Origin of the sequence: Microbacterium sp. AK009 (genome assembly GCF_013410955.1) — a bacterium.
Taxonomy (GTDB): domain Bacteria; phylum Actinomycetota; class Actinomycetes; order Actinomycetales; family Microbacteriaceae; genus Microbacterium.
The window spans coordinates 434,660-452,951 of record NZ_JACCCG010000002.1 but is presented as its reverse complement, the minus strand read 5'-3'; the positions used below and the strand labels follow the sequence as shown (position 1 = coordinate 452,951).

At 69.4% G+C, this 18,292-nt stretch carries 22 protein-coding genes; 17 read left to right on the top strand and 5 right to left on the bottom strand.

What is annotated here, in order from left to right; all coding sequences use genetic code 11:
• Nucleotides 1-168: 168 nt before the first annotated feature.
• From HDC37_RS06140 to HDC37_RS06115, 6 genes are read left to right on the top strand one after another with little or no spacing between them, the layout of a single operon-like run.
• Complete coding sequence (locus HDC37_RS06140) at nt 169-531, top strand: LysM peptidoglycan-binding domain-containing protein (RefSeq protein WP_179559605.1); 363 nt, start codon at nt 169-171, stop codon at nt 529-531.
• A 31-nt stretch (nt 532-562) separates the two neighbouring features.
• Nucleotides 563-1,657 (top strand): histidinol-phosphate transaminase, encoded by a 1,095-nt coding sequence (locus tag HDC37_RS06135; protein WP_179559491.1) that lies wholly within the window; start codon nt 563-565, stop codon nt 1,655-1,657.
• Nucleotides 1,654-2,262, top strand: coding sequence for an imidazoleglycerol-phosphate dehydratase HisB (gene hisB, locus HDC37_RS06130; protein WP_179559490.1), 609 nt, complete (start codon nt 1,654-1,656; stop codon nt 2,260-2,262). Before HDC37_RS06135 ends, hisB begins: the two co-directional genes overlap by 4 nt.
• Nucleotides 2,259-2,909 (top strand): imidazole glycerol phosphate synthase subunit HisH, encoded by a 651-nt coding sequence (gene hisH / locus HDC37_RS06125; RefSeq protein ID WP_179559489.1) that lies wholly within the window; start codon nt 2,259-2,261, stop codon nt 2,907-2,909. The genes hisB and hisH overlap by 4 nt, the downstream gene beginning before the upstream one ends.
• Before the next feature lie 52 nt (nt 2,910-2,961).
• Complete coding sequence (gene priA / locus HDC37_RS06120) at nt 2,962-3,708, top strand: bifunctional 1-(5-phosphoribosyl)-5-((5-phosphoribosylamino)methylideneamino)imidazole-4-carboxamide isomerase/phosphoribosylanthranilate isomerase PriA (protein ID WP_179559488.1); 747 nt, start codon at nt 2,962-2,964, stop codon at nt 3,706-3,708.
• Nucleotides 3,692-4,480 carry an SseB family protein gene (locus tag HDC37_RS06115; protein ID WP_179559487.1) on the top strand — a complete coding sequence of 263 codons (789 nt, stop codon included), beginning with the start codon at nt 3,692-3,694 and terminating at the stop codon, nt 4,478-4,480. The genes priA and HDC37_RS06115 overlap by 17 nt, the downstream gene beginning before the upstream one ends.
• Before the next feature lie 16 nt (nt 4,481-4,496).
• On the opposite strand, the gene HDC37_RS06110 is transcribed toward HDC37_RS06115, so the two are convergent.
• Nucleotides 4,497-4,892, bottom strand: a complete 396-nt coding sequence (locus HDC37_RS06110; RefSeq protein WP_179559486.1) for a DUF1844 domain-containing protein — start codon at nt 4,890-4,892, stop codon at nt 4,497-4,499.
• Nucleotides 4,893-5,133: 241 nt separating this feature from the next.
• Between HDC37_RS06110 and infC the strand changes: the two genes are divergently transcribed.
• The 11 genes from infC (at nt 5,134) to HDC37_RS06055 (ending at nt 15,508) form a co-directional block, all read left to right on the top strand.
• Nucleotides 5,134-5,766 carry a translation initiation factor IF-3 gene (gene infC, locus HDC37_RS06105; RefSeq protein WP_124292936.1) on the top strand — a complete coding sequence of 211 codons (633 nt, stop codon included), beginning with the start codon at nt 5,134-5,136 and terminating at the stop codon, nt 5,764-5,766.
• Between the two features lie 88 nt (nt 5,767-5,854).
• Nucleotides 5,855-6,049, top strand: a complete 195-nt coding sequence (gene rpmI, locus HDC37_RS06100; RefSeq protein ID WP_124292937.1) for a 50S ribosomal protein L35 — start codon at nt 5,855-5,857, stop codon at nt 6,047-6,049.
• Between the two features lie 33 nt (nt 6,050-6,082).
• Nucleotides 6,083-6,466, top strand: coding sequence for a 50S ribosomal protein L20 (rplT, locus tag HDC37_RS06095; protein ID WP_124292938.1), 384 nt, complete (start codon nt 6,083-6,085; stop codon nt 6,464-6,466).
• An 80-nt stretch (nt 6,467-6,546) separates the two neighbouring features.
• Nucleotides 6,547-7,356 carry an RNA methyltransferase gene (locus tag HDC37_RS06090; protein ID WP_179559485.1) on the top strand — a complete coding sequence of 270 codons (810 nt, stop codon included), beginning with the start codon at nt 6,547-6,549 and terminating at the stop codon, nt 7,354-7,356.
• A gap of 109 nt (nt 7,357-7,465) precedes the next feature.
• Nucleotides 7,466-8,260, top strand: a complete 795-nt coding sequence (locus tag HDC37_RS06085) for an amino acid ABC transporter ATP-binding protein (RefSeq protein ID WP_179559484.1) — start codon at nt 7,466-7,468, stop codon at nt 8,258-8,260.
• 72 nt (nt 8,261-8,332) lie between these two features.
• Nucleotides 8,333-9,205 (top strand): glutamate ABC transporter substrate-binding protein, encoded by an 873-nt coding sequence (locus HDC37_RS06080; RefSeq protein ID WP_179559483.1) that lies wholly within the window; start codon nt 8,333-8,335, stop codon nt 9,203-9,205.
• A gap of 66 nt (nt 9,206-9,271) precedes the next feature.
• Nucleotides 9,272-9,922: an amino acid ABC transporter permease gene (locus HDC37_RS06075; RefSeq protein ID WP_308472116.1), complete on the top strand. Its 651-nt coding sequence runs from the start codon at nt 9,272-9,274 to the stop codon at nt 9,920-9,922.
• Entirely contained in the window at nt 9,919-10,839 is a 921-nt protein-coding gene (locus HDC37_RS06070) for an amino acid ABC transporter permease (protein WP_179559482.1), read from the top strand. The genes HDC37_RS06075 and HDC37_RS06070 overlap by 4 nt, the downstream gene beginning before the upstream one ends.
• 45 nt (nt 10,840-10,884) lie before the next feature.
• The gene (gene pheS, locus HDC37_RS06065; RefSeq protein WP_179559481.1) at nt 10,885-11,925 is read left to right on the top strand and encodes a phenylalanine--tRNA ligase subunit alpha; all 1,041 of its coding nucleotides are present in this window, start codon (nt 10,885-10,887) and stop codon (nt 11,923-11,925) included.
• Nucleotides 11,925-14,456: a phenylalanine--tRNA ligase subunit beta gene (gene pheT, locus HDC37_RS06060; RefSeq protein ID WP_179559480.1), complete on the top strand. Its 2,532-nt coding sequence runs from the start codon at nt 11,925-11,927 to the stop codon at nt 14,454-14,456. Before pheS ends, pheT begins: the two co-directional genes overlap by 1 nt.
• A 65-nt stretch (nt 14,457-14,521) precedes the next feature.
• Nucleotides 14,522-15,508, top strand: coding sequence for an NAD-dependent epimerase/dehydratase family protein (locus tag HDC37_RS06055; RefSeq protein ID WP_179559479.1), 987 nt, complete (start codon nt 14,522-14,524; stop codon nt 15,506-15,508).
• A gap of 27 nt (nt 15,509-15,535) precedes the next feature.
• Here the strand turns inward: HDC37_RS06055 and HDC37_RS06050 are convergent, their stop codons facing one another.
• From HDC37_RS06050 to HDC37_RS17095, 4 genes are read right to left on the bottom strand one after another with little or no spacing between them, the layout of a single operon-like run.
• Nucleotides 15,536-16,288: an ABC transporter permease gene (locus HDC37_RS06050; protein WP_179559478.1), complete on the bottom strand. Its 753-nt coding sequence runs from the start codon at nt 16,286-16,288 to the stop codon at nt 15,536-15,538.
• 13 nt (nt 16,289-16,301) lie between these two features.
• Nucleotides 16,302-17,207: an ABC transporter ATP-binding protein gene (locus tag HDC37_RS06045; RefSeq protein WP_179559477.1), complete on the bottom strand. Its 906-nt coding sequence runs from the start codon at nt 17,205-17,207 to the stop codon at nt 16,302-16,304.
• Nucleotides 17,204-17,455 carry a transcriptional regulator gene (locus HDC37_RS17100; protein WP_374939143.1) on the bottom strand — a complete coding sequence of 84 codons (252 nt, stop codon included), beginning with the start codon at nt 17,453-17,455 and terminating at the stop codon, nt 17,204-17,206. The genes HDC37_RS06045 and HDC37_RS17100 overlap by 4 nt, the downstream gene beginning before the upstream one ends.
• Nucleotides 17,456-17,499: 44 nt before the next feature.
• On the bottom strand, nt 17,500-18,138 hold the full coding sequence (locus HDC37_RS17095) for a hypothetical protein (protein ID WP_257021322.1): 639 nt from the start codon (nt 18,136-18,138) through the stop codon (nt 17,500-17,502).
• Nucleotides 18,139-18,292: the final 154 nt, after the last annotated feature.

Here is an 18,292-nt window from a genome sequence, read left to right as displayed (position 1 = left end):
GGATTCCGACCTCCTTGACAGCATTTCACATCGAAGATAGATTCGGAAGAGAGGTTCGCATCCGCCGGTCCCGGCCGACGGGCGGATGCGAACCCAGACCCGAAACGACACCGGCTCAGCCGGGAACGGGAGCACACGATGAGCGCGATCACGATTTCGACGGACACCATGTCCGGCGCGATGACGGGCACGATGGCCAGCGTCGGCGGCGGCGCGACGAGGCTGCGGCTGACCGCGCGCGGGCGTCGTGTTCTCGCCTTCCTCGCTGCGCTCCCCGCCGTCGTCGCGCTGAGCGTGGCGATGATCAGCGGCGGGTCGGCCCTCGCCACTCGCGCCGATGGTGCGACGGTGGGCTCCTTCGACACCGTCACGGTGCAGGCGGGTGACTCGCTCTGGGCGATCGCCGAGCGAGTGGCTCCGGCGGCCGACCCCCGAGACGTGGTGGCGGCCTTCAGTCGTCTGAACGGCCTCGATGCGGGTCTGGTGTCGGCCGGGCAGGAACTGGCGATCCCCGCGGAGTACGCCGACTGACCCGGGGGACCGACGCGCGAGGCGCCGTACGATGGGAAGGGTGAGTGCGACGCTCGATGACCTCCCGATCCGCGACGACCTCCGGGGGCAGATTCCCTACGGGGCCCCGCAGGCTCAGCTGCCGGTGGCGCTGAACGTCAACGAGAACACCCACCCCGTTCCCGCGGAAGTGGCCGACGACATCCTCGACGCCGTGGCGATCGCGCTGCGCGACGTGAACCGCTACCCCGATCGAGAGTTCACGGGCCTGAGAGAGCACCTGGCCGACTATCTCGGCCACGGTCTCGTCCGCGAGCAGATCTGGGCGGCCAACGGGTCGAACGAGGTCCTCCAGCATCTCCTGCAGGCGTTCGCCGGCCCGGGGCGCACCGCATTCGGGTTCGCCCCGACGTATTCGATGTATCCCCTCCTGACGCGGGGGACCGGTGCCGCCTGGCAGACGGGAAGCCGCGCGCACGACTTCACGGTGTCAGCCGAGTCCGCCGCCGCACAGGTGGCCGAGGCCGAACCCGATGTGGTCTTTCTGTGCGCACCGAACAATCCGACCGGAACACCCCTGCCGCTCGACGTCATCGACGCGGTCTACGACGCCGCCCGCGGTATCGTCATCGTCGACGAGGCCTACGTGGAATTCGCACCCCACGACGCCCCGTCCGCGGTGACACTCCTGCCCGACCGCCCGCGACTGGTCGTCTCGCGCACGATGAGCAAGGCCTTCGCCTTCGCCGGCGCGCGGGTGGGCTACCTCGCTGCCGATCCGGCCGTCATCGACGCTCTTCGCCTGGTGCGCTTGCCGTACCACCTGAGCGCGCTGACCCAGGCTGCGGCAACTGCCGCCCTGCAGCACGCCCCCACGATGCTGCGGATGGTGGATGAGATCGTCGCGCAGCGCGACCGGATCTCGGCGACGGTGTCCGCTCTCGGCTTCGAACCCTACGAGTCCTGGACCAACTTCGTCCTCTTCGGGGGCGTGGCAGACCCCGCGGCGACGTGGCAGGCGCTCTACGACCGGGGCGTGCTCATCCGCGACGTCGGCATCCCGAACCACCTGCGTGTGACGGCCGGCACCGACCAGGAGACGACCGCCTTCTTGGACGCCCTGGCGTCGATAGACTCGGGCGCATGACCCGTCCTGCGCGTACCGCGTCGCTTCGTCGCGCGACGAGCGAGTCCACCGTCGAGGTGGAGCTCGATCTCGACGGCACCGGTCGGAGCAGCATCCAGACCACGGTTCCGTTCTTCGACCACATGCTGACGGCCTTCGCGAAGCACTCCCTGACCGACCTCACCGTCCGCGCCCACGGCGACACCGACATCGACGCGCACCACACGGTGGAGGACACCGCGATCGTCCTCGGCCAGGCCATCCGACAGGCGCTCGGCGACAAGGCGGGGATCTCCCGGTACGGCGACGCGATGGTGCCGTTGGACGAGGCGCTCGCGCGCGCGGTCGTCGACATCAGCGGGCGGCCGTACCTCGTGCACGGGGGCGAGCCGGCGGGATTCGAGCTCCACCTGATCGGCGGCCACTTCACCGGCTCGCTGGTCCGGCACACCTTCGAAGCCCTCGCCGTCCACGGTGGACTCACCCTCCACGTCGAGGTGCTGAGCGGACGTGATCCCCACCACATCGCCGAGGCGGAGTACAAGGCGTTCGCCCGCGCGTTCCGGGCTGCCAAGGCGTGGGACGCCCTGGTCGAGGGCATTCCCAGCACCAAGGGAGCCCTGTGAGCGACCGTCCGCTCGTCGCCGTCCTCGATTACGGGTCGGGCAACGTCCACAGCGCCGTCAAGGCGCTCGTCGAAGCCGGCGCCGACGCCCGTCTGACCGCCGACCCCGGACTGGTGCGCGATGCCGATGGCCTCGTGGTGCCGGGTGTCGGAGCGTACCGGGCCGTGATGGAAGCGCTCCGCGCGCGGCGAGGCGATGAGCTCATCGAGCGTCGACTGGCCGGCGGGCTTCCCGTCCTCGGCATCTGCGTGGGCATGCAGGTCCTCTTCGAATGGGGGCGCGAGCGCGGCGTCGACACGGCCGGGCTCGGCGAGTGGCCGGGCGAGGTGACGCAGCTCGAGGCGCCGGTGCTCCCGCACATCGGGTGGAACACCGTCACACCCGATCCGCAGAGTCGGCTGTTCGCCGGGCTCGCCGACGAGCGCTTCTACTTCGTGCACTCGTTCGCGGCCAAGAGCTGGGAGCTCGAGGTTCACGACCCCTTCCCCCAGCCGGCGCTGACCTGGACGACCTACGGGGAGCCGTTCCTGGCCGCCGTCGAGAACGGGCCGCTCTCGGCCACGCAGTTCCACCCGGAGAAGTCGGGGGCGGCCGGCATCCGGCTGCTGGCCAATTGGATCACGGGCCTTCGCAGGGCTACCCTCTGAAACCGTGCCTTCGCGCGGTGACCCTCCGCGCCCCACGACCCGTCAGGGAGCCATGAACGATTTCGCGTCCACGCCCGCTTTGACCCTCCTCCCCGCCGTCGATGTGGCGGGGGGCAAAGCGGTACGACTGACACAGGGTGAGGCCGGCAGCGAGACGAACTACGGCGACCCCGTCGATGCGGCGCTGGACTGGGCGCGCCAGGGAGCCCAGTGGATCCACCTCGTCGACCTCGACGCCGCCTTCGGGCGAGGAAGCAACGCCGGGGTCCTGCGCAAGGTCATCAAGCAGGTCCGCGGCGTCCAGGTCGAGGTCTCCGGTGGCATCCGTGATGACGCCTCGCTCGACGCCGCGCTCGAATCCGGTGCCGCCCGGGTGAACCTCGGCACGGCAGCGCTGGAGAACCCCGAGTGGGCGGCGGATGTGATCGGGCGCTACGGCGAGCTCGTCGCCGTCGGCCTCGACGTCCGCGGCACAACCCTGGCCGCGCGCGGCTGGACGCGCGACGGCGGCGACCTGTGGACGGTGCTGACGCGCCTCGAGAGCGCGGGCTGCAGCCGCTACGTCGTCACCGACGTCACCAAGGACGGAACCCTCCGCGGCCCGAACCTCGAGCTCCTGCGCGAGATGACGGCGCGCACCCCGAAGCCGGTCGTGGCGTCGGGCGGCGTGTCGAGCCTCGATGACATCGCCGCCCTCCGCGAGCTGGTTCCCCTCGGCGTGGAAGGTGCGATCGTCGGCAAGGCGCTGTATGCCGGGGCCTTCACCCTGCGTGAGGCGCTGGATGTCGCCGGACACTGACCCGCCCCACGATCACGCCGCTGCCGCCGACTCGGCCGGGGTGCCCTGGGAGGGGCGCGCCTTCCAGCCCAACCCACATGCCGGCGACGACGGCCGTGCCGACCCGCGGCTTCTCGCAGCCCTCGAGGCGTTCGGGCGGGGCGAGGGTGACGAGCGCGCGGTGGTGGACGCCTACCGGTCCGCGCGGCTCCTCATCCCGCTCATCGCCGAGAAGGGCGACGAGGGCGTGGGTGCGCACGGCCTGGCTGTGGACAAGACGCAGGAGCTGTCCATCGTGTCGGTGGCGGCCCCCGACGGTCGACGCGTCCTCCCCGTCTTCACCTCCGTCGAGGCCATGACGCGATGGGACGCCGCCGCCCGCCCGGTTCCGGCTGACGGGGTGCGGACCGCTCTCGCCGTCGCCGCCGAGGACACCGAGCTCATCGTGATCGACCCGGGTTCACCGACGGAGTTCGTGCTGCGCCGGCCGGCCGTGTGGGCGATCGCGCAGGGTCAGGGCTGGGAACCGAGCTACACCTCGCCCGAGGTGTACGCGGGCCTCCGCGAGAGCGTGGCGAGCGAACTGGCGGTCATCGATTTCTCGCTCGCGCCGGGGGACCCCACGGCGCGTTTGCGGGGCCCGGAGCTCGTCGTCGAGCTCGAGCTGGTCCAGGGTCTGGACCGGGGGGAGCTCGACGCCGTCCTGGCGCGACTCGCCAAACGGTGGGCAGCCGATGATCGCGTCGCCGTGCTCGTCGACTCCCTGACGATCAAGCTGCGTCGCAGCGCCTGATCTCCGGCCGGCCGGATCAGGTCACCGGACCCGTCCACTTCTCGCCGGGTCCCTTGCCGATGGGATCGGGAATGACGGACGCCTCGCGGAACGCCAGCTGCAGTGAGCGCAGGCCGTCGCGCAGCGACCGGGCGTGCATGTCGCTGATCTCGGGGGCCCCGGCGGTGATGAGTCCCGCAAGGGCATTGATGAGCTTGCGCGCCTCGTCGAGGTCGACCTGCCGGGCGGGGTCGTCGGCGAGGCCCACCTTCACGGCCGCCGCGCTCATCAGGTGCACCGCCGTCGTGGTGATCACCTCCACCGCGGGAACGTCGGCGATGTCTCGCGTGGCCGCCGACGCCGCGGCATCCTGCTCCTCCCACTGCGCGGGTCGGGAATCGCCCGCGGGCACGGAATCGTCTCGGGTATCCATGTCGATGCTGGCTGCTCGCACTCTCTGGTAGACTTCAGCGGGCTCGGAGCGTTCTGCTCCGTTCCGAAAGAGGATCACATCCCACCCGCGCTTGCCGCTCCAGGCTACCGGGTCAAGCACTCCGCCTCGGCCGCGCTGCGGTCGGGGTCGCCGGAAACGGACCGGGTGCGGAAAGCCGGCGTTCGCGCGCCGTCGCTGGTGGGTGGTTCTTCGATCGCCCCGCGTCGCACCGTGTCGCGGGATGCCAACCGCCACCGAAGAGGAGTTCCGCATCAGCGATCCCCGCACCAATGAGCGCATCCGCGTTCCCGAGGTCCGACTCGTCGGCCCCAACGGCGAACAGGTCGGCGTCGTCCGTATCGAGGTTGCACAGCGTCTGGCTCAGGAGGCCGATCTCGATCTGGTCGAGGTCGCCCCCAACTCCAAGCCCCCCGTGGTCAAGATCATGGACTACGGGAAGTTCAAGTACGAGAACGCGCAGAAGGCGAAAGAGGCCCGACGCAATCAGGCCAACACCGTCCTCAAAGAGGTGCGGTTCCGCCTGAAGATCGAGGCTCACGACTACCAGACCAAGCTCAAGCGCGCCGAAGGCTTCCTGAAGGCCGGCGACAAGGTCAAGGCCATGATCCTGTTCCGCGGCCGGGAGCAGTCCCGCCCCGAGCAGGGCGTGCGCCTCCTCCGCAAGTTCGCCGAGGATGTCGCCGAGTTCGGGACCGTGGAGTCCAACCCCACGATCGACGGACGCAACATGACCATGGTGGTCGCACCGCACAAGAACAAGTCCGAGGCCAAGGCCGAGCAGAACGCGCAGCGCGCCGCCAATAAGGAAGCCGCGCGCGCTCCGCGCAGCGACGCCGAGGCGCCGGCCGAATAACCCGACTTCCCGCACGCCGTGCGGGATCAGACTCCCGCTCCGGCGGGATCCCACCCCGCCCCCGGGCGAGATCAGAAGGAACGAGAAGATGCCGAAGCAGAAGACCCACTCGGGTGCCAAGAAGCGCTTCAAGATCACCGGCACCGGCAAGCTCATGAAGCAGCAGGCGAACCTCCGCCACAACTTCGAGGGGAAGCCCACCAAGCGCACCCGTCGCCTGTCGCAGGACCAGGTCCTCGCCCCGGGTGACGCCAAGGTCGCCAAGAAGCTGCTCGGTCGCTGAGCACCCGGACTCGAAGGTTAGGAACGAAACGAAATGGCCAGAGTAAAGCGGGCTGTCAACGCCCAGAAGAAGCGTCGCGTCATCCTCGAGCGCGCGTCCGGTTACCGCGGACAGCGTTCGCGGCTGTACCGCAAGGCGAAGGAGCAGGTCACCCACTCGCTCGTCTACGCCTACCGCGACCGTCGTAAGCGCAAGGGCGACTTCCGCCGCCTGTGGATCCAGCGCATCAACGCCGCTGCCCGTCAGAACGGCATCACCTACAACCGATTCATCCAGGGCCTGGGCCTTGCCGGCGTGCAGGTCGACCGCCGCATGCTCGCCGAGCTGGCCGTCAACGAGCCGGCCGTCTTCGCCTCGCTCGTCGCGACGGCGAAGCAGGCTCTCCCCGAGAACGTCAACGCTCCCAAGAGCGCCTGAGTTCCGGCATCCCTAACAGGGCACCTCTCCACAAGGAGGGGTGCCCTGTTGCATGCGCTCCGCGCCCGTATGCTGGGGCTGTGCTGGAGAATCCGCGCTCGCCGCGCGTGCGCGCCGTGGCGAAGCTCACCAAGCGCAGCGCACGTCAGGAGACGGGGCTCTTCCTGCTCGAGGGGCCGCAGGCCGCGCGGGAGGTTCTCTCGTACCGCCCGGACACGGTCGTCGATCTCTATGCCACGCCGACCGCGCTGGAGAAGCACGCCGATATCCGGGATGCCGCGCGTGACGCCGGCATCGAGGTGACCTTCGCCACCGAGGCGGTCCTGGACGCGATGGCCGACACGGTCACGCCGCAGGGGATCGTCGCCGTCGCTCGACAGACCCCCACCTCGGTGCGTGACGTCTTCGCCGCCGCGCCACGCCTGATCGCCATCTGCGAGGAGGTGCGCGACCCGGGCAATCTCGGCACGATCATCCGCGCCGCCGATGCGGTCGGCGCTGATGCGGTCATCCTGACCGGACGCACCGTCGACCCGTACAACCCGAAGGTGGTCCGGGCGAGCACCGGTTCGCTCTTCCATCTTCCCGTGGCCGTGGGCGTCGACCTCGTCTCGACCGTCGAGCGCGCGCGTGCTGCGGGCGTCCGCGTGATCGCCGCGGACGTCGGGGGAGAGGATTTCCTCGCCCACCGCCCGTCGCTGTCCGAGCCGACGGCGTGGCTGTTCGGCAACGAGGCGAGGGGGCTCGAGCCCGAAGCGCTCGCTCTCGCCCACCTGTCGCTGCGCCTGCCGATCTATGGAGCGGCGGAGTCGTTGAACCTCGCCACGGCCGCGAGCGTGTGCCTCTACGAGACCGCCTTCGCGCAGCGCGCGGTGCTCGCGCAGGGCTGAGATCTCGCATCCATCGCGTCAGCTGGTCTGAAACAGGGGCTGTTACAACTCGGTTAAGGTCTGCTCACCTGACCGGTCTGCGAGCGGCCGTCGGCCTAGGGTGGCAGGCATGGCATCTGATGCACCCACGGCGGCACCGCGGACGTCCAACATCGCGGTTCGTCGCGGAGAGCCCCTCGTGGTGATCGAGCACGTCGACAAGCACTTCGGCGACCTCCACGTGCTCAAGGACATCGACACCGTCGTGAACCGCGGCGAAGTCGTCGTCGTCATCGGGCCGTCGGGATCGGGCAAGTCGACGCTCTGCCGAGCGATCAACCGCCTGGAGACCATCGACTCCGGGCGCATCGTCATCGACGGCGAGCCTCTCCCGGAGGAGGGCAAGGCGCTGGCGCGCCTGCGGGCGGACGTCGGCATGGTCTTCCAGTCGTTCAACCTGTTCGCGCACAAGACGGTCCTGGAGAACGTCACCCTCGGCCCGATGCGGGTGCGGGGGATGAAGCGCAAGGAGGCCGATGAGCGCGCCATGCAGCTGCTCGAGCGTGTCGGGGTGGCCAATCAGGCGAAGAAGATGCCGAACCAGCTCTCCGGTGGCCAGCAGCAGCGCGTGGCGATCGCCCGCTCACTGGCGATGAACCCGAAGCTCATCCTGATGGACGAGCCCACCAGCGCACTCGATCCCGAGATGATCAACGAGGTGCTCGATGTGATGATCGGGCTGGCCGGCGACGGCATGACGATGATCGTCGTCACGCACGAAATGGGGTTCGCGCGCAAGGCCGCTGATCGTGTTCTCTTCATGGCAGACGGAGCGATCGTCGAGGAGGCGCCACCCGAACGCTTCTTCACGAATCCGACGAGCGACAGGGCGAAGGACTTCCTCTCGAAGATCCTGGAGCACTGATCCCGGCGGCCTTCGCGGCCGCGAAACAAGGGACCCCACAACGGTCCCGCACAGCAAAGGAATGGAACCGAGATGAAGCGCACACGACTGTCCTTGATCGCCGTGGCGGCCGCGGGGCTGCTGGCCTTGACGGCCTGCCAGTCCGGCAGCCCGACCGACTCCGCCGCACCGGAGGTCACGCCCGAGGCGGAGGCATCGTTCGAGGCCGGTACCACGATGGCCGAGCTGAACGAGGCCGGCACGATCCGGATCGGGACCAAGTTCGACCAGCCGCTGTTCGGCCTGCAAGGCCCCTCGGGAACCCCCGAAGGTTTCGACGTCGAGATCGGCAAGATCATCGCCGCCAACCTCGGCATCGACGAGGAGAACATCGAGTGGGTCGAGACGGTCTCGGCGAACCGCGAGCCGTTCATCCAGAACGATCAGGTCGACATCGTCATCGCGACGTACACGATCAACGACACCCGCAAAGAGGTCATCTCCTTCGCAGGGCCGTATTACATGGCCGGCCAGTCGATCCTGACGCTCGCGGACAACACCGACATCGAAAGCGAAGAGGACCTCGTGGGCCAGCCCGTGTGTTCGGTTACCGGGTCCACCCCGGCCGCGAACCTCGAGGAGTTGGGCGCCGAGGTGCTCCTGACCGACACGTACTCGAACTGCCTCGAGCCGCTGCGCAACGGCGCCGTCGTCGCGGTATCCACCGACAACGTGATCCTCGCCGGTCTGGCCGCGCAGAACGAGGGCGAGTTCAAGGTCGTGGGTGAGCCCTTCACGGAGGAGCCCTACGGCATCGGGCTGGCACTGGAGGACACCGAGTTCCGCAACTGGATCAACGACGTGCTCGAGCAGTCCTACGAGGACGGGTCGTACGAGGCGGCGTGGGATGCCACGGCGGGCACGATCCTCGAGTTCGTCGAGCCGCCGGCAGTCGACCGCTACTGATCGGACACGGATACCCCGGCCGCCCGCGCGGCCGGGGCATCTCCTGAGGCCAAGAGAGGGGGACCGGTGGAAGATCCGTTGGGCATCATCATCCCGACCTTCTGGGACGGTTTTCGCGTCACGCTGGCTCTTCTCGGACTGAGTGGCGTCCTGTCGCTCGTCGTCGGGACGGTTCTCGCGGCGATGCGCATCTCGCCGGTCGCCTCTCTTCGTGGCTTCTCCGCCGCGTGGACGGAGATAGCCCGCAACACGCCGCTGACGCTGGTGTTCGTGTTCTTCGGGATGGTGCTGCCCATGATGGGCGTCCGCGCTCCCTATTTCCTGCTCGCGATCCTGGCGTTGGTGTACTACACGTCGGCGTTCGTCAGTGAGGCGCTTCGGTCGGGAATCAACGGCGTGCCGGTGGGGCAGGCGGAGGCAGCGCGAAGCATCGGCCTTGGCTTCGGGCAGACGGTGAGTCTGGTGATTCTGCCGCAGGCCTTCCGGATGACGATCCCTCCGCTGATCAACGTCTTCATCGCGCTGACGAAGAACACGTCTGTGGCAGGCGGCTTCTTCATCGTGGAGATCTTCGCCGCGACGCGTGAACTCACAAACGCCTTCGGCAACATCGTGGTCCCGATCCTCGTCGCTGCCGCGGCGTTGTACCTCGTGATCACCATTCCGCTCGGGTTCCTGGCGTCTCAACTCGAGCGACGACTGGTGGTGAGCCGATGAGCAATATCCTCTTCGACGCCCCGGGCCCGAAGGCCCGGCGACGCTCTCGGATCATCTCCATCATCGGAATCGTGGGAATCCTGGCACTCGGCGTCTGGGTCTACACGATTCTCGCGGCGCCTCGGGTATCGGGGGGTGTGGAGACGCCTTCCTTCCTCGACCCGTCCCGGTGGGATTTTCTTCCCTATACGGAGTTCTGGGGTTCGGTGGGTCGTGGTGTGCTCGCCACACTGCAGGCCGCAGCCGTCGCCGCCGTCGGAGCGCTGATCCTCGGTGTGATCTTCGCACTCCTGCGCAGCTCGGATCACGCCGTCGTGCGCGTGCCGGTCGCGATCGTTCAGGAGTTCCTTCGGGGTATGCCGGTTCTGCTCATGATGTTGTTCATCCTGCTGCTGGCCTCCACGGGTGCCTTCTGGGCTGTGGTCATCGCGCTCGTCCTCTACAACGGAACGCTCATCGGCGAAGCCCTCCGTGCCGGACTCGTCGCTCTTCCCCGCGGTCAGCGGGAGGCGGCCCTCGCCATCGGGATGCGCTCGCTGCAGTCGCGGATGCTGGTGGAGTTCCCTCAGGCGTTCCGGCAGATGCTGCCGATCATCGTGGCGCAGCTTGTCGTCCTTCTGAAGGACACCGCGCTCGGCTACATCGTGGCGTACCCCGAGCTGATCCGGACGGTGATCTACAACCTCGGTTCGTACTACGGGAACCGTTATCTTCTTTCGCTCTTCGTCGTCACCCTCGTCATCTACCTCGCGATCAACCTCTCGATCTCGTGGTTCGCGCGGTGGCTCTCGCGGAGAACGGCAAGCGGAGGGCGGAAGGCCAAGCGCGGCGATGCTGCCGTCGATCCCGACCAGGCCATCCTCGTCGCGCAGGCGAACGCGTCCTCGCGTCAGACGGGGAACGCGCCCGGCCTTTGAGGACGCGGCGGGCCGCGGCATCCACCGTCGGTAGACTCGACTCTCGTGTCCGACGCACCCGAGATCACCCCTGAAGCAGTGGAAGCCGCGGTCGATGCTGCGATCGCCGCGATCACCGCGGCATCCAGCACCGCTGATCTGAAGGCGGCGCGTTCCGCTCACGCGGCCGAGGGGTCGCTGCTGTCGCGCCTGAACGCCCGCCTTCGCGACGTCGTACCCGAGCGCAAGGCCGAATTCGGCAAGCTCATCGGGCAGGCCCGCGGACGGGTGGCGCAGGCACTCGCGGCCCGTGAGGCCGAGGTGGCGGCGGCCGAGACCGCTGCGCGGCTGGAGGCCGAGCGCATCGATGTCACGGCCCTCCCCGCGCGTGCCCGGGTCGGGGCGCGGCATCCGATCTCGCTTCTTCAGGAGCAGGTCGCCGACATCTTCGTCGGCATGGGATGGGAGATCGCGGAGGGGCCCGAGCTCGAGCACGAGTGGTTCAACTTCGATGCCCTGAACTTCGACGCCGATCACCCGGCGCGTCAAATGCAGGACACGTTCTTCGTCGACCCGGTCGATCGGCACCTCGTGATGCGCACGCACACGAGTCCCGTGCAGGTGCGCTCGATGCTCGAGCGCGACCTGCCGGTCTACGTCCTGTGCCCCGGACGTGTGTACCGCACCGACGAGTTCGACGCGACGCACCTGCCGGTCTTCACCCAGTTCGAGGGACTCGTGATCGACCGGGGCATCACGATGGCGCACCTGAAGGGCACGCTCGACCACGCGGCCCGCGTGCTGTTCGGGCCCGAGGCGAAGACCCGGTTCCGCGCCAACTACTTCCCCTTCACCGAGCCGTCGGCGGAGCTCGACCTCTGGCACCCCACGTTCAAGGGCGGTGCGCGCTGGATCGAGTGGGGCGGATGCGGGATGGTGAACCCCAACGTGCTCCGCGCGGCCGGTATCGACCCCGAGGAGTACTCGGGCTTCGCGTTCGGGATGGGGATCGAGCGGACACTGATGTTCCGCAGCGACGTCCAGGACATGCGCGACATGGCCGAGGGCGATGTGCGCTTCAGCGAGCAGTTCGGGATGGTGGTCTGATGCGCGTCCCGCTTTCGTGGCTGCGTGAGTATGTCGATGTGCCGGCCGACGCCGCCCCCGAGGACGTGCTCGCCGCGCTCGTGCGCGTCGGCTTCGAAGAGGAGGACGTGCACCGCTTCGAGCTGCAGGGGCCGATCGTCGTCGGCGAGGTGCTCGACTTCGTCGAGGAGCCGCAGTCCAACGGCAAGACGATCCGCTGGTGCCAGGTGCAGGTCGCACCCGACGGTGAGACGGCCGCGGACGGGGGACCCGCCGTGCACGGCATCGTGTGCGGCGCGCGCAACTTCTTCGTCGGCGACAAGGTGCCGGTCACCCTTCCCGGCGCCGTGCTGCCCGGCCCGTTCCCGATCGCCGCGCGGAAGACCTACGGTCACGTGTCGGACGGGATGATCGCGTCAGCGAAGGAACTTGGTCTGGGTGACGAGCACGACGGCATCCTGCGCCTTGTCGAGCTCGGCATCGACGCCCCCGTCGGCTCGGATGCGATCTCGCTGCTCGGTCTCGACGACGCCGCCATCGACGTCAACGTCACCCCCGACCGCGGGTACGCGCTGTCGGTCCGCGGCATCGCGAGGGAGTACTCCCACGCGACCGGGGCCGCCTTCCGCGATCCGGGTGCGCGCGAGTGGGGCGAGGTCAACCTCCACGACGACACGGCGTTCACCGTCGCCGTCGACGATCGGGCCCCGATCCGCGGCCGCGTCGGAGCGTCGGAGTTCGTCGCCCGCATCGTCCGCGACGTCGATCCCACCAAGCCCACGCCGGCGTGGATGATCGCGCGACTTTCGCTGGCCGGCATCCGGTCGCTCGGCATCCTCATCGACATCACCAACTACGTCATGGTCGAGCTCGGGCAGCCGATCCACGGCTACGACCTCGACACGCTGCGCGGGGGCATCACCGTCCGCCGCGCGGCCGCGGGGGAGAAGCTCGAGACCCTCGACGGCAAGGTGCGCGAGCTCAGTCCCGAGGACCTCCTCATCACCGACGAGTCGGGGCCGATCGGCCTCGCCGGCGTCATGGGCGGCGGAACGACCGAGATGACCTCGTCGACCCGCAACGTGCTCATCGAGGCCGCGACCTTCGACCCGGTATCGATCGCCCGCACGGCCCGTCGTCACAAGCTGCCCTCCGAGGCGTCGCGCCGGTTCGAGCGCGGCGTCGACCCGGCGATCGCCTTTGTCGCCGCGGCACGCGTCGCCGACCTCATGGTGCAGTACGCCGGGGGCACCGACACGCGTGCCGGAGGCGCTCTGCACGCCACGATCGAGACACCCGGCGTCGAGCTGCCGCGCCCGTTCATCCCCGCGCTGATCGGCGTCGACTACAGCGAGGCCGAGATCGTCGGCGCCCTCGAGCTCATCGGCTGCGAGGTTCGCGAGAACGATCGCACCTGGGTCGTCTTCCCGCCGTCGTGGCGTCCCGACCTCACGGACACCTGGACCCTGGCGGAGGAGGTCGCCCGCATCGAGGGCTACGACCGCATCCCGTCGGTGCTGCCGACCCCGCCCTCCGGTCGCGGCCTCACCGCGGCGCAGCAGGGCAGGCGTCGGGTGGCGAATGCGCTCGCCGCCGCGGGGTACGTCGAGACCCCGTCCTTCCCCTTCACGGCCGAAGAGCAGAACGACCTGCACGGATCGGCCTCGGGGGCCCACCTGCCGAGCGTCAAGCTCGCCAACCCCCTCGACGGGCAGGCGCCGTTCCTCCGCCGCAGCCTCGTTCCTGGCCTGCTCCGCGTGGCGCACCGCAATGTCGCGCGCGGCCTTACCGACCTGGCGCTGTTCGAGACCGGTGTCGTGTTCCTTCCGAAGCCCGGTGTCGCCTACGGCACCGAGAGCGTTCCGCCGCTGGCGGTGCGGCCCGATGCCGCGACGCTGACAGCCCTCGACGCGTCGATCCCGCCGCAGCACCGCCACGTGGCCGTGCTCGTCACGGGCGCGATCACCCCGAAGCAGCCGGGCCTGGCCGCCGAGACCGCCGGTCTCGCCGACGCGCTCGATGCCGTCCGCACGATCGCCGCCGCGGCGGGGGTGGCGGTCGAGGTCACGCAGGGTGAGCGTGCGGCGCTGCATCCGGGACGCACCGCCGTGCTCTCCGTCGGGGCGAGCGAGGTCGGCTACGTCGGGGAGCTCCTTCCCTCGGTCGCCGAGGGCGCCGACCTTCCCGGACGCGTGATCGTCGCAGAACTCGATCTCGACCTCGTGCTCTCCCTGGCGGGCGAGAAGGTCGTGGCGGCCTCGCTGTCGGGCTACCCGGCGGCGACGCAGGACGTATCTCTCGTGGTGGATGCGACGATGCCGGCCTCCGAGGTCCGCACGGCGCTCATCGACGGAGCCGGCGATCTGCTCGAGTCGCTGCGCCTGGTCGACGACTACCGGGGTGCGGGGCTCGCCGCGGGGACGAAGAGTCTGACCTTCGCCCTCCGCTTCCGTGCGCCCGACCGCACCCTCACCGCGGCGGAGGCGACGGAGGCGAAGCTCGCCGGCGTCGCGGTCGCGGCGAAGCGGTTCGGGGCGACTCTGCGCGAGTAACCGGCGCGCTCTGCCCAGAGCGGAACGCGGTGTCATCCTGCCCGACGCTCTGATGGGATGACGGCATGACGAATGTCCTCATCCTGGGCGGGACCGGTTGGCTGAGCGGTCGGGTCGCGGGTGCCTGGGTGGATGCCGGCGCGCGGGTCACGTGCCTCGCGCGCGGCGGTCGGCCCGCACCGGACGGAGCGGAGCTCGTCGTCGCCGACCGGGGAGAGCCGGGCGCCTACGTCGCGGTGGCCGGGCGCGAGTGGGACGAGGTGGTCGAGATCTCCTCGACGCCCGACCATGTCGCGTCAGCCGTCGCCGCGCTCGCGCCGGTCGCCGGTCACCTGACGTACGTGTCGTCGCTGTCGGTGTATGCGGCGAACGATGTCGTCGGTGCGGCGGAGGGCGCGGCGCTCAGCGAACCGCTCCGCCCGGGGGAGGAGTACGACTACGCGCGCGCGAAGGCCGCCGCCGAGGCATCCGTCCTCGACCACTTCCGCGACCGGGCCGCCATCGTGCGCCCGGGACTCATCGTCGGTCCGGACGACCCCACGGACCGTTTCGGGTACTGGGTGGCGCGCTTCGCCCTCGCCGGCGACCGGCCGGTCCTCACCCCGACGCTCGACGACCGGATGACCCAGGTGATCGACGTCGATGATCTCACCGCGTTCCTCGCGGCATGCGGGGCGGGCGGACGATCCATCGTCGCGAACGCGATCGGCGATCCCGTGCCGTTCCGGACGTTCATCGACGCCGCCCGGGTGACGGCGGCCCATAGCGGCGACCTCGTGGAGGCTGACGACGACTGGCTGGTCGCACACGACGTGCAGTACTGGATGGGGCCGCGGTCGCTCCCGCTGTGGCTGCCGCGCGACATGCCGGGGTTCGCGACGCGGTCCAATGCCGCCTACCGTGCGGCGGGCGGCCCGCTCCGCGACCTTGAAGACACCCTGCGGCGTACGCTCGCCGACGAACGCGCCCGGGGCCTCGCCCGTGAGCGGCGCTGCGGGCTCACCCGGGCCGAGGAGGAGCGGCTCGTCGCCGCTCGTCTCGGCGCGGACTGAGCACGCGGCGCCCTTCCCACGGATGGCTCAGCGGTACCGACGCCCCTCGTCGCGGCGATAGGCGGTGACCGCGAGAAGGGCGAGGGCCACTGTCCAGGCCACGATGCCGATGACGGCCCAGAGGGGGACGGCAGTGCCCAGGGCGACGTTCACCACGATCTCGCGCGCCTGGCGGACGGGGAGGAATGCCGAGGCGACGTCGAGCCACCCCGGGAACAGCTGTGGGGGGAGGAACAGTCCCCCGCCGAAGGCGAGGAGGAACATCGCCACCTGCGTCACCGCGATCGCGGCCTTCGGGCCGGTCAGCGTGCCGATGAGGATGCCGATCAGCCCGGACGGGGCCGCCGTCACGACCGCCAGAGCGATCGCTCCGAGCGCATCGAGAGGTTCGGGGCGGGCCTGCGTGAAGAGGCCGCCGATCACCAGAAGCGGCACCATCGCCATCACCGAGATCACCAGGGTCGCCGCCAGCAACCCCAGGATGCGGGCGCTCGCCGCGCCGGGGAGGGTTCGCAGATACGGGACCCACGGTTTCGCGCGCTGCTCGGCGAGCTCGATGCCGAGAGAGAACAGCCCCGCCGACATGAAGGCGAAGACGACCATCGAGCTCAGGGCGGCGGTGGCGAACTCCGCCGATCCGCCCACCGCGGGCTGGGGGAGCACGAACAGGCAGAAAGCGAGACTCGGGAAGACGAGCGACCCGAGGACGGCGATGGGTACCCGGGACGTCTCCACGAGGTTGTAGCGGGCTTGGGTCGCGGCCAGGGCGAGTGTGGACATCGGTCTCCGATCGTCAGCGGGCGGAAGGGGAGGTGAGGGAGAGGAAGGCCTCTTCGAGCGTGGCGCCGCGCACCTGCAGATCGATGAAGGGGAGGTCGTGCGCGACGAGCTTGCGTACGAAGGCGTCGGCGTCGGAGACGACCGCGCTGACCAGAGAGGTGGGGGCCGGGGATGCACCGTCGACGACGGTGACGGCGGCGTCGGGATCGAGCGCGCGAAGATACGCCGGCTCGACCCCGCGCAGGGTGACCCGTCGCCGGCCGACGCCGGCCATGATCGCCGACAGCGTGTCATCCGCTCGGATGCGCCCTTCATCGATGACGACGACGCGCTCGGCGAGCTGCTCGATCTCCTCCAGATGGTGGCTGGTCACGATGACCGTGCACCCCGCCTCATGGCGGGCACGCACCGCTTGCCACACCGCCCGCCGTCCTTCGACATCGAGCCCGGTGGTCGGCTCGTCCAGGAGCACGAGGCGGGGGTCGCCGACGAAGGCCATCGCGACGGCGACCCGACGCTGCTGACCGCCCGACAATCTGCCGCACAGCGCGTCGACGAGGTCGTCGAGCCCGAACTCCGACACGATCTCTTCGCGCGGGGCCGGGGCGGGATAGTGCGCTGCGACGAGCTCGAGCACCTCTCTGACCCGCAGCGACTCGGGGAGTGCCGTCGCCTGCGGCGTACTGCCCAGCGATCGGCGGGCCGCGGGATCGCGCGGATCGGCACCGAAGAGGCGGACGGTTCCGGATGTCGGCTGCCGGACGCCGGTGAGGAGGGAGAGCGCCGTGGTCTTGCCGGCGCCGTTCGGCCCGAGGAGACCGACGCACTCCCCGGCATCGACGTCGAGTGAGACGTCGTCGAGAGCGGTCAGGTCTCCGAACCGCTTGGTGACGCCGAAGAGATGGACGGGGCGGGTCATGATGATCCTCCGAGAAGATCGAGCAGGTGAGCGCGGTAGGTGCGGAACGCGGTGCGTCCGACAGGAGTGAGGGTGATGAACGTCGTGGGCTTACGGCCCGTGAAGGCCTTGGCGATGCCGACGTAACCGGCCGCCTCGAGCTTGGACAGATGAGTGGTCAGATTCCCCGCGGTCATGTCGAGAAGCTTCTGGAGGGCGGGGAACGTGATGTCGTCGCCATCGGCGAGCGCCTCGGTGAGCGCCGTCATGATGCGAAGCCTCGCCGGCGCATGGATGACGGGATCGAGATCGTTCACGCGGTGTCCCGGCGGGGCTCGAGAGGCAGGACGCCCCGACCGAGCAGCAGCGCGACCACCAGCATCGAGATCGGACCTGCGACGGCATAGACGAGATAGTGCACAGGTGTGCCGAGGAACGTCGCGATCCCGGCGACGACGATGAAGACGACACCGAGGACGTACTGCGGGAGGGAGCGCCAGAGCGCTCCGCCGCCGAGGTAGAGGATGCCGACGACGAGGGCGAACATCCCGGGGTAGAGCACGGCGGCGGTGTCGGGCGGGAGGCCGGTGCGCTGGACGCCTGCGAGGAGGATCGATGCGCCGATCATGGCCACCGTCCACGACCAGCCGTACAGCATCCCCTGGATGCGGGAGGCGCCGCGGATTCCGGAGGAGGCGCTGCGCACCCCGGTCGTGATGGACCAGACGATCGCGAGCACGATGCAGGCGGCGAAGATCGGCCATGCCGCGGTGGCCGGAACAAGGGGGTCCGAGATGGCCGAGAGGTACAGGACGCCGAATCCGAGCGCCCACGCCGCTGCCCACACCACCAGGAGCACGACGTAGCTGCGCACGAGGCGGCTCTGGGTCATCCGCTGCTGAGACTGCATCACTCGCAGCATCCGCTCTGCCTGATCTCTGTCCGGGCTCATTGCGTCACTCACACAAACAGGTTTGCATCGCAAACTTAAACTGTCAAGTCCACAGAGCTCGCCGGTTTGCATCGCACGAGCGCGCGACGCTAGGGTCGGCGCATGCCTTCGGCCGCGCTCGGTTCCGCCACGCTCCTCGTGAGCGTCGCTCCGG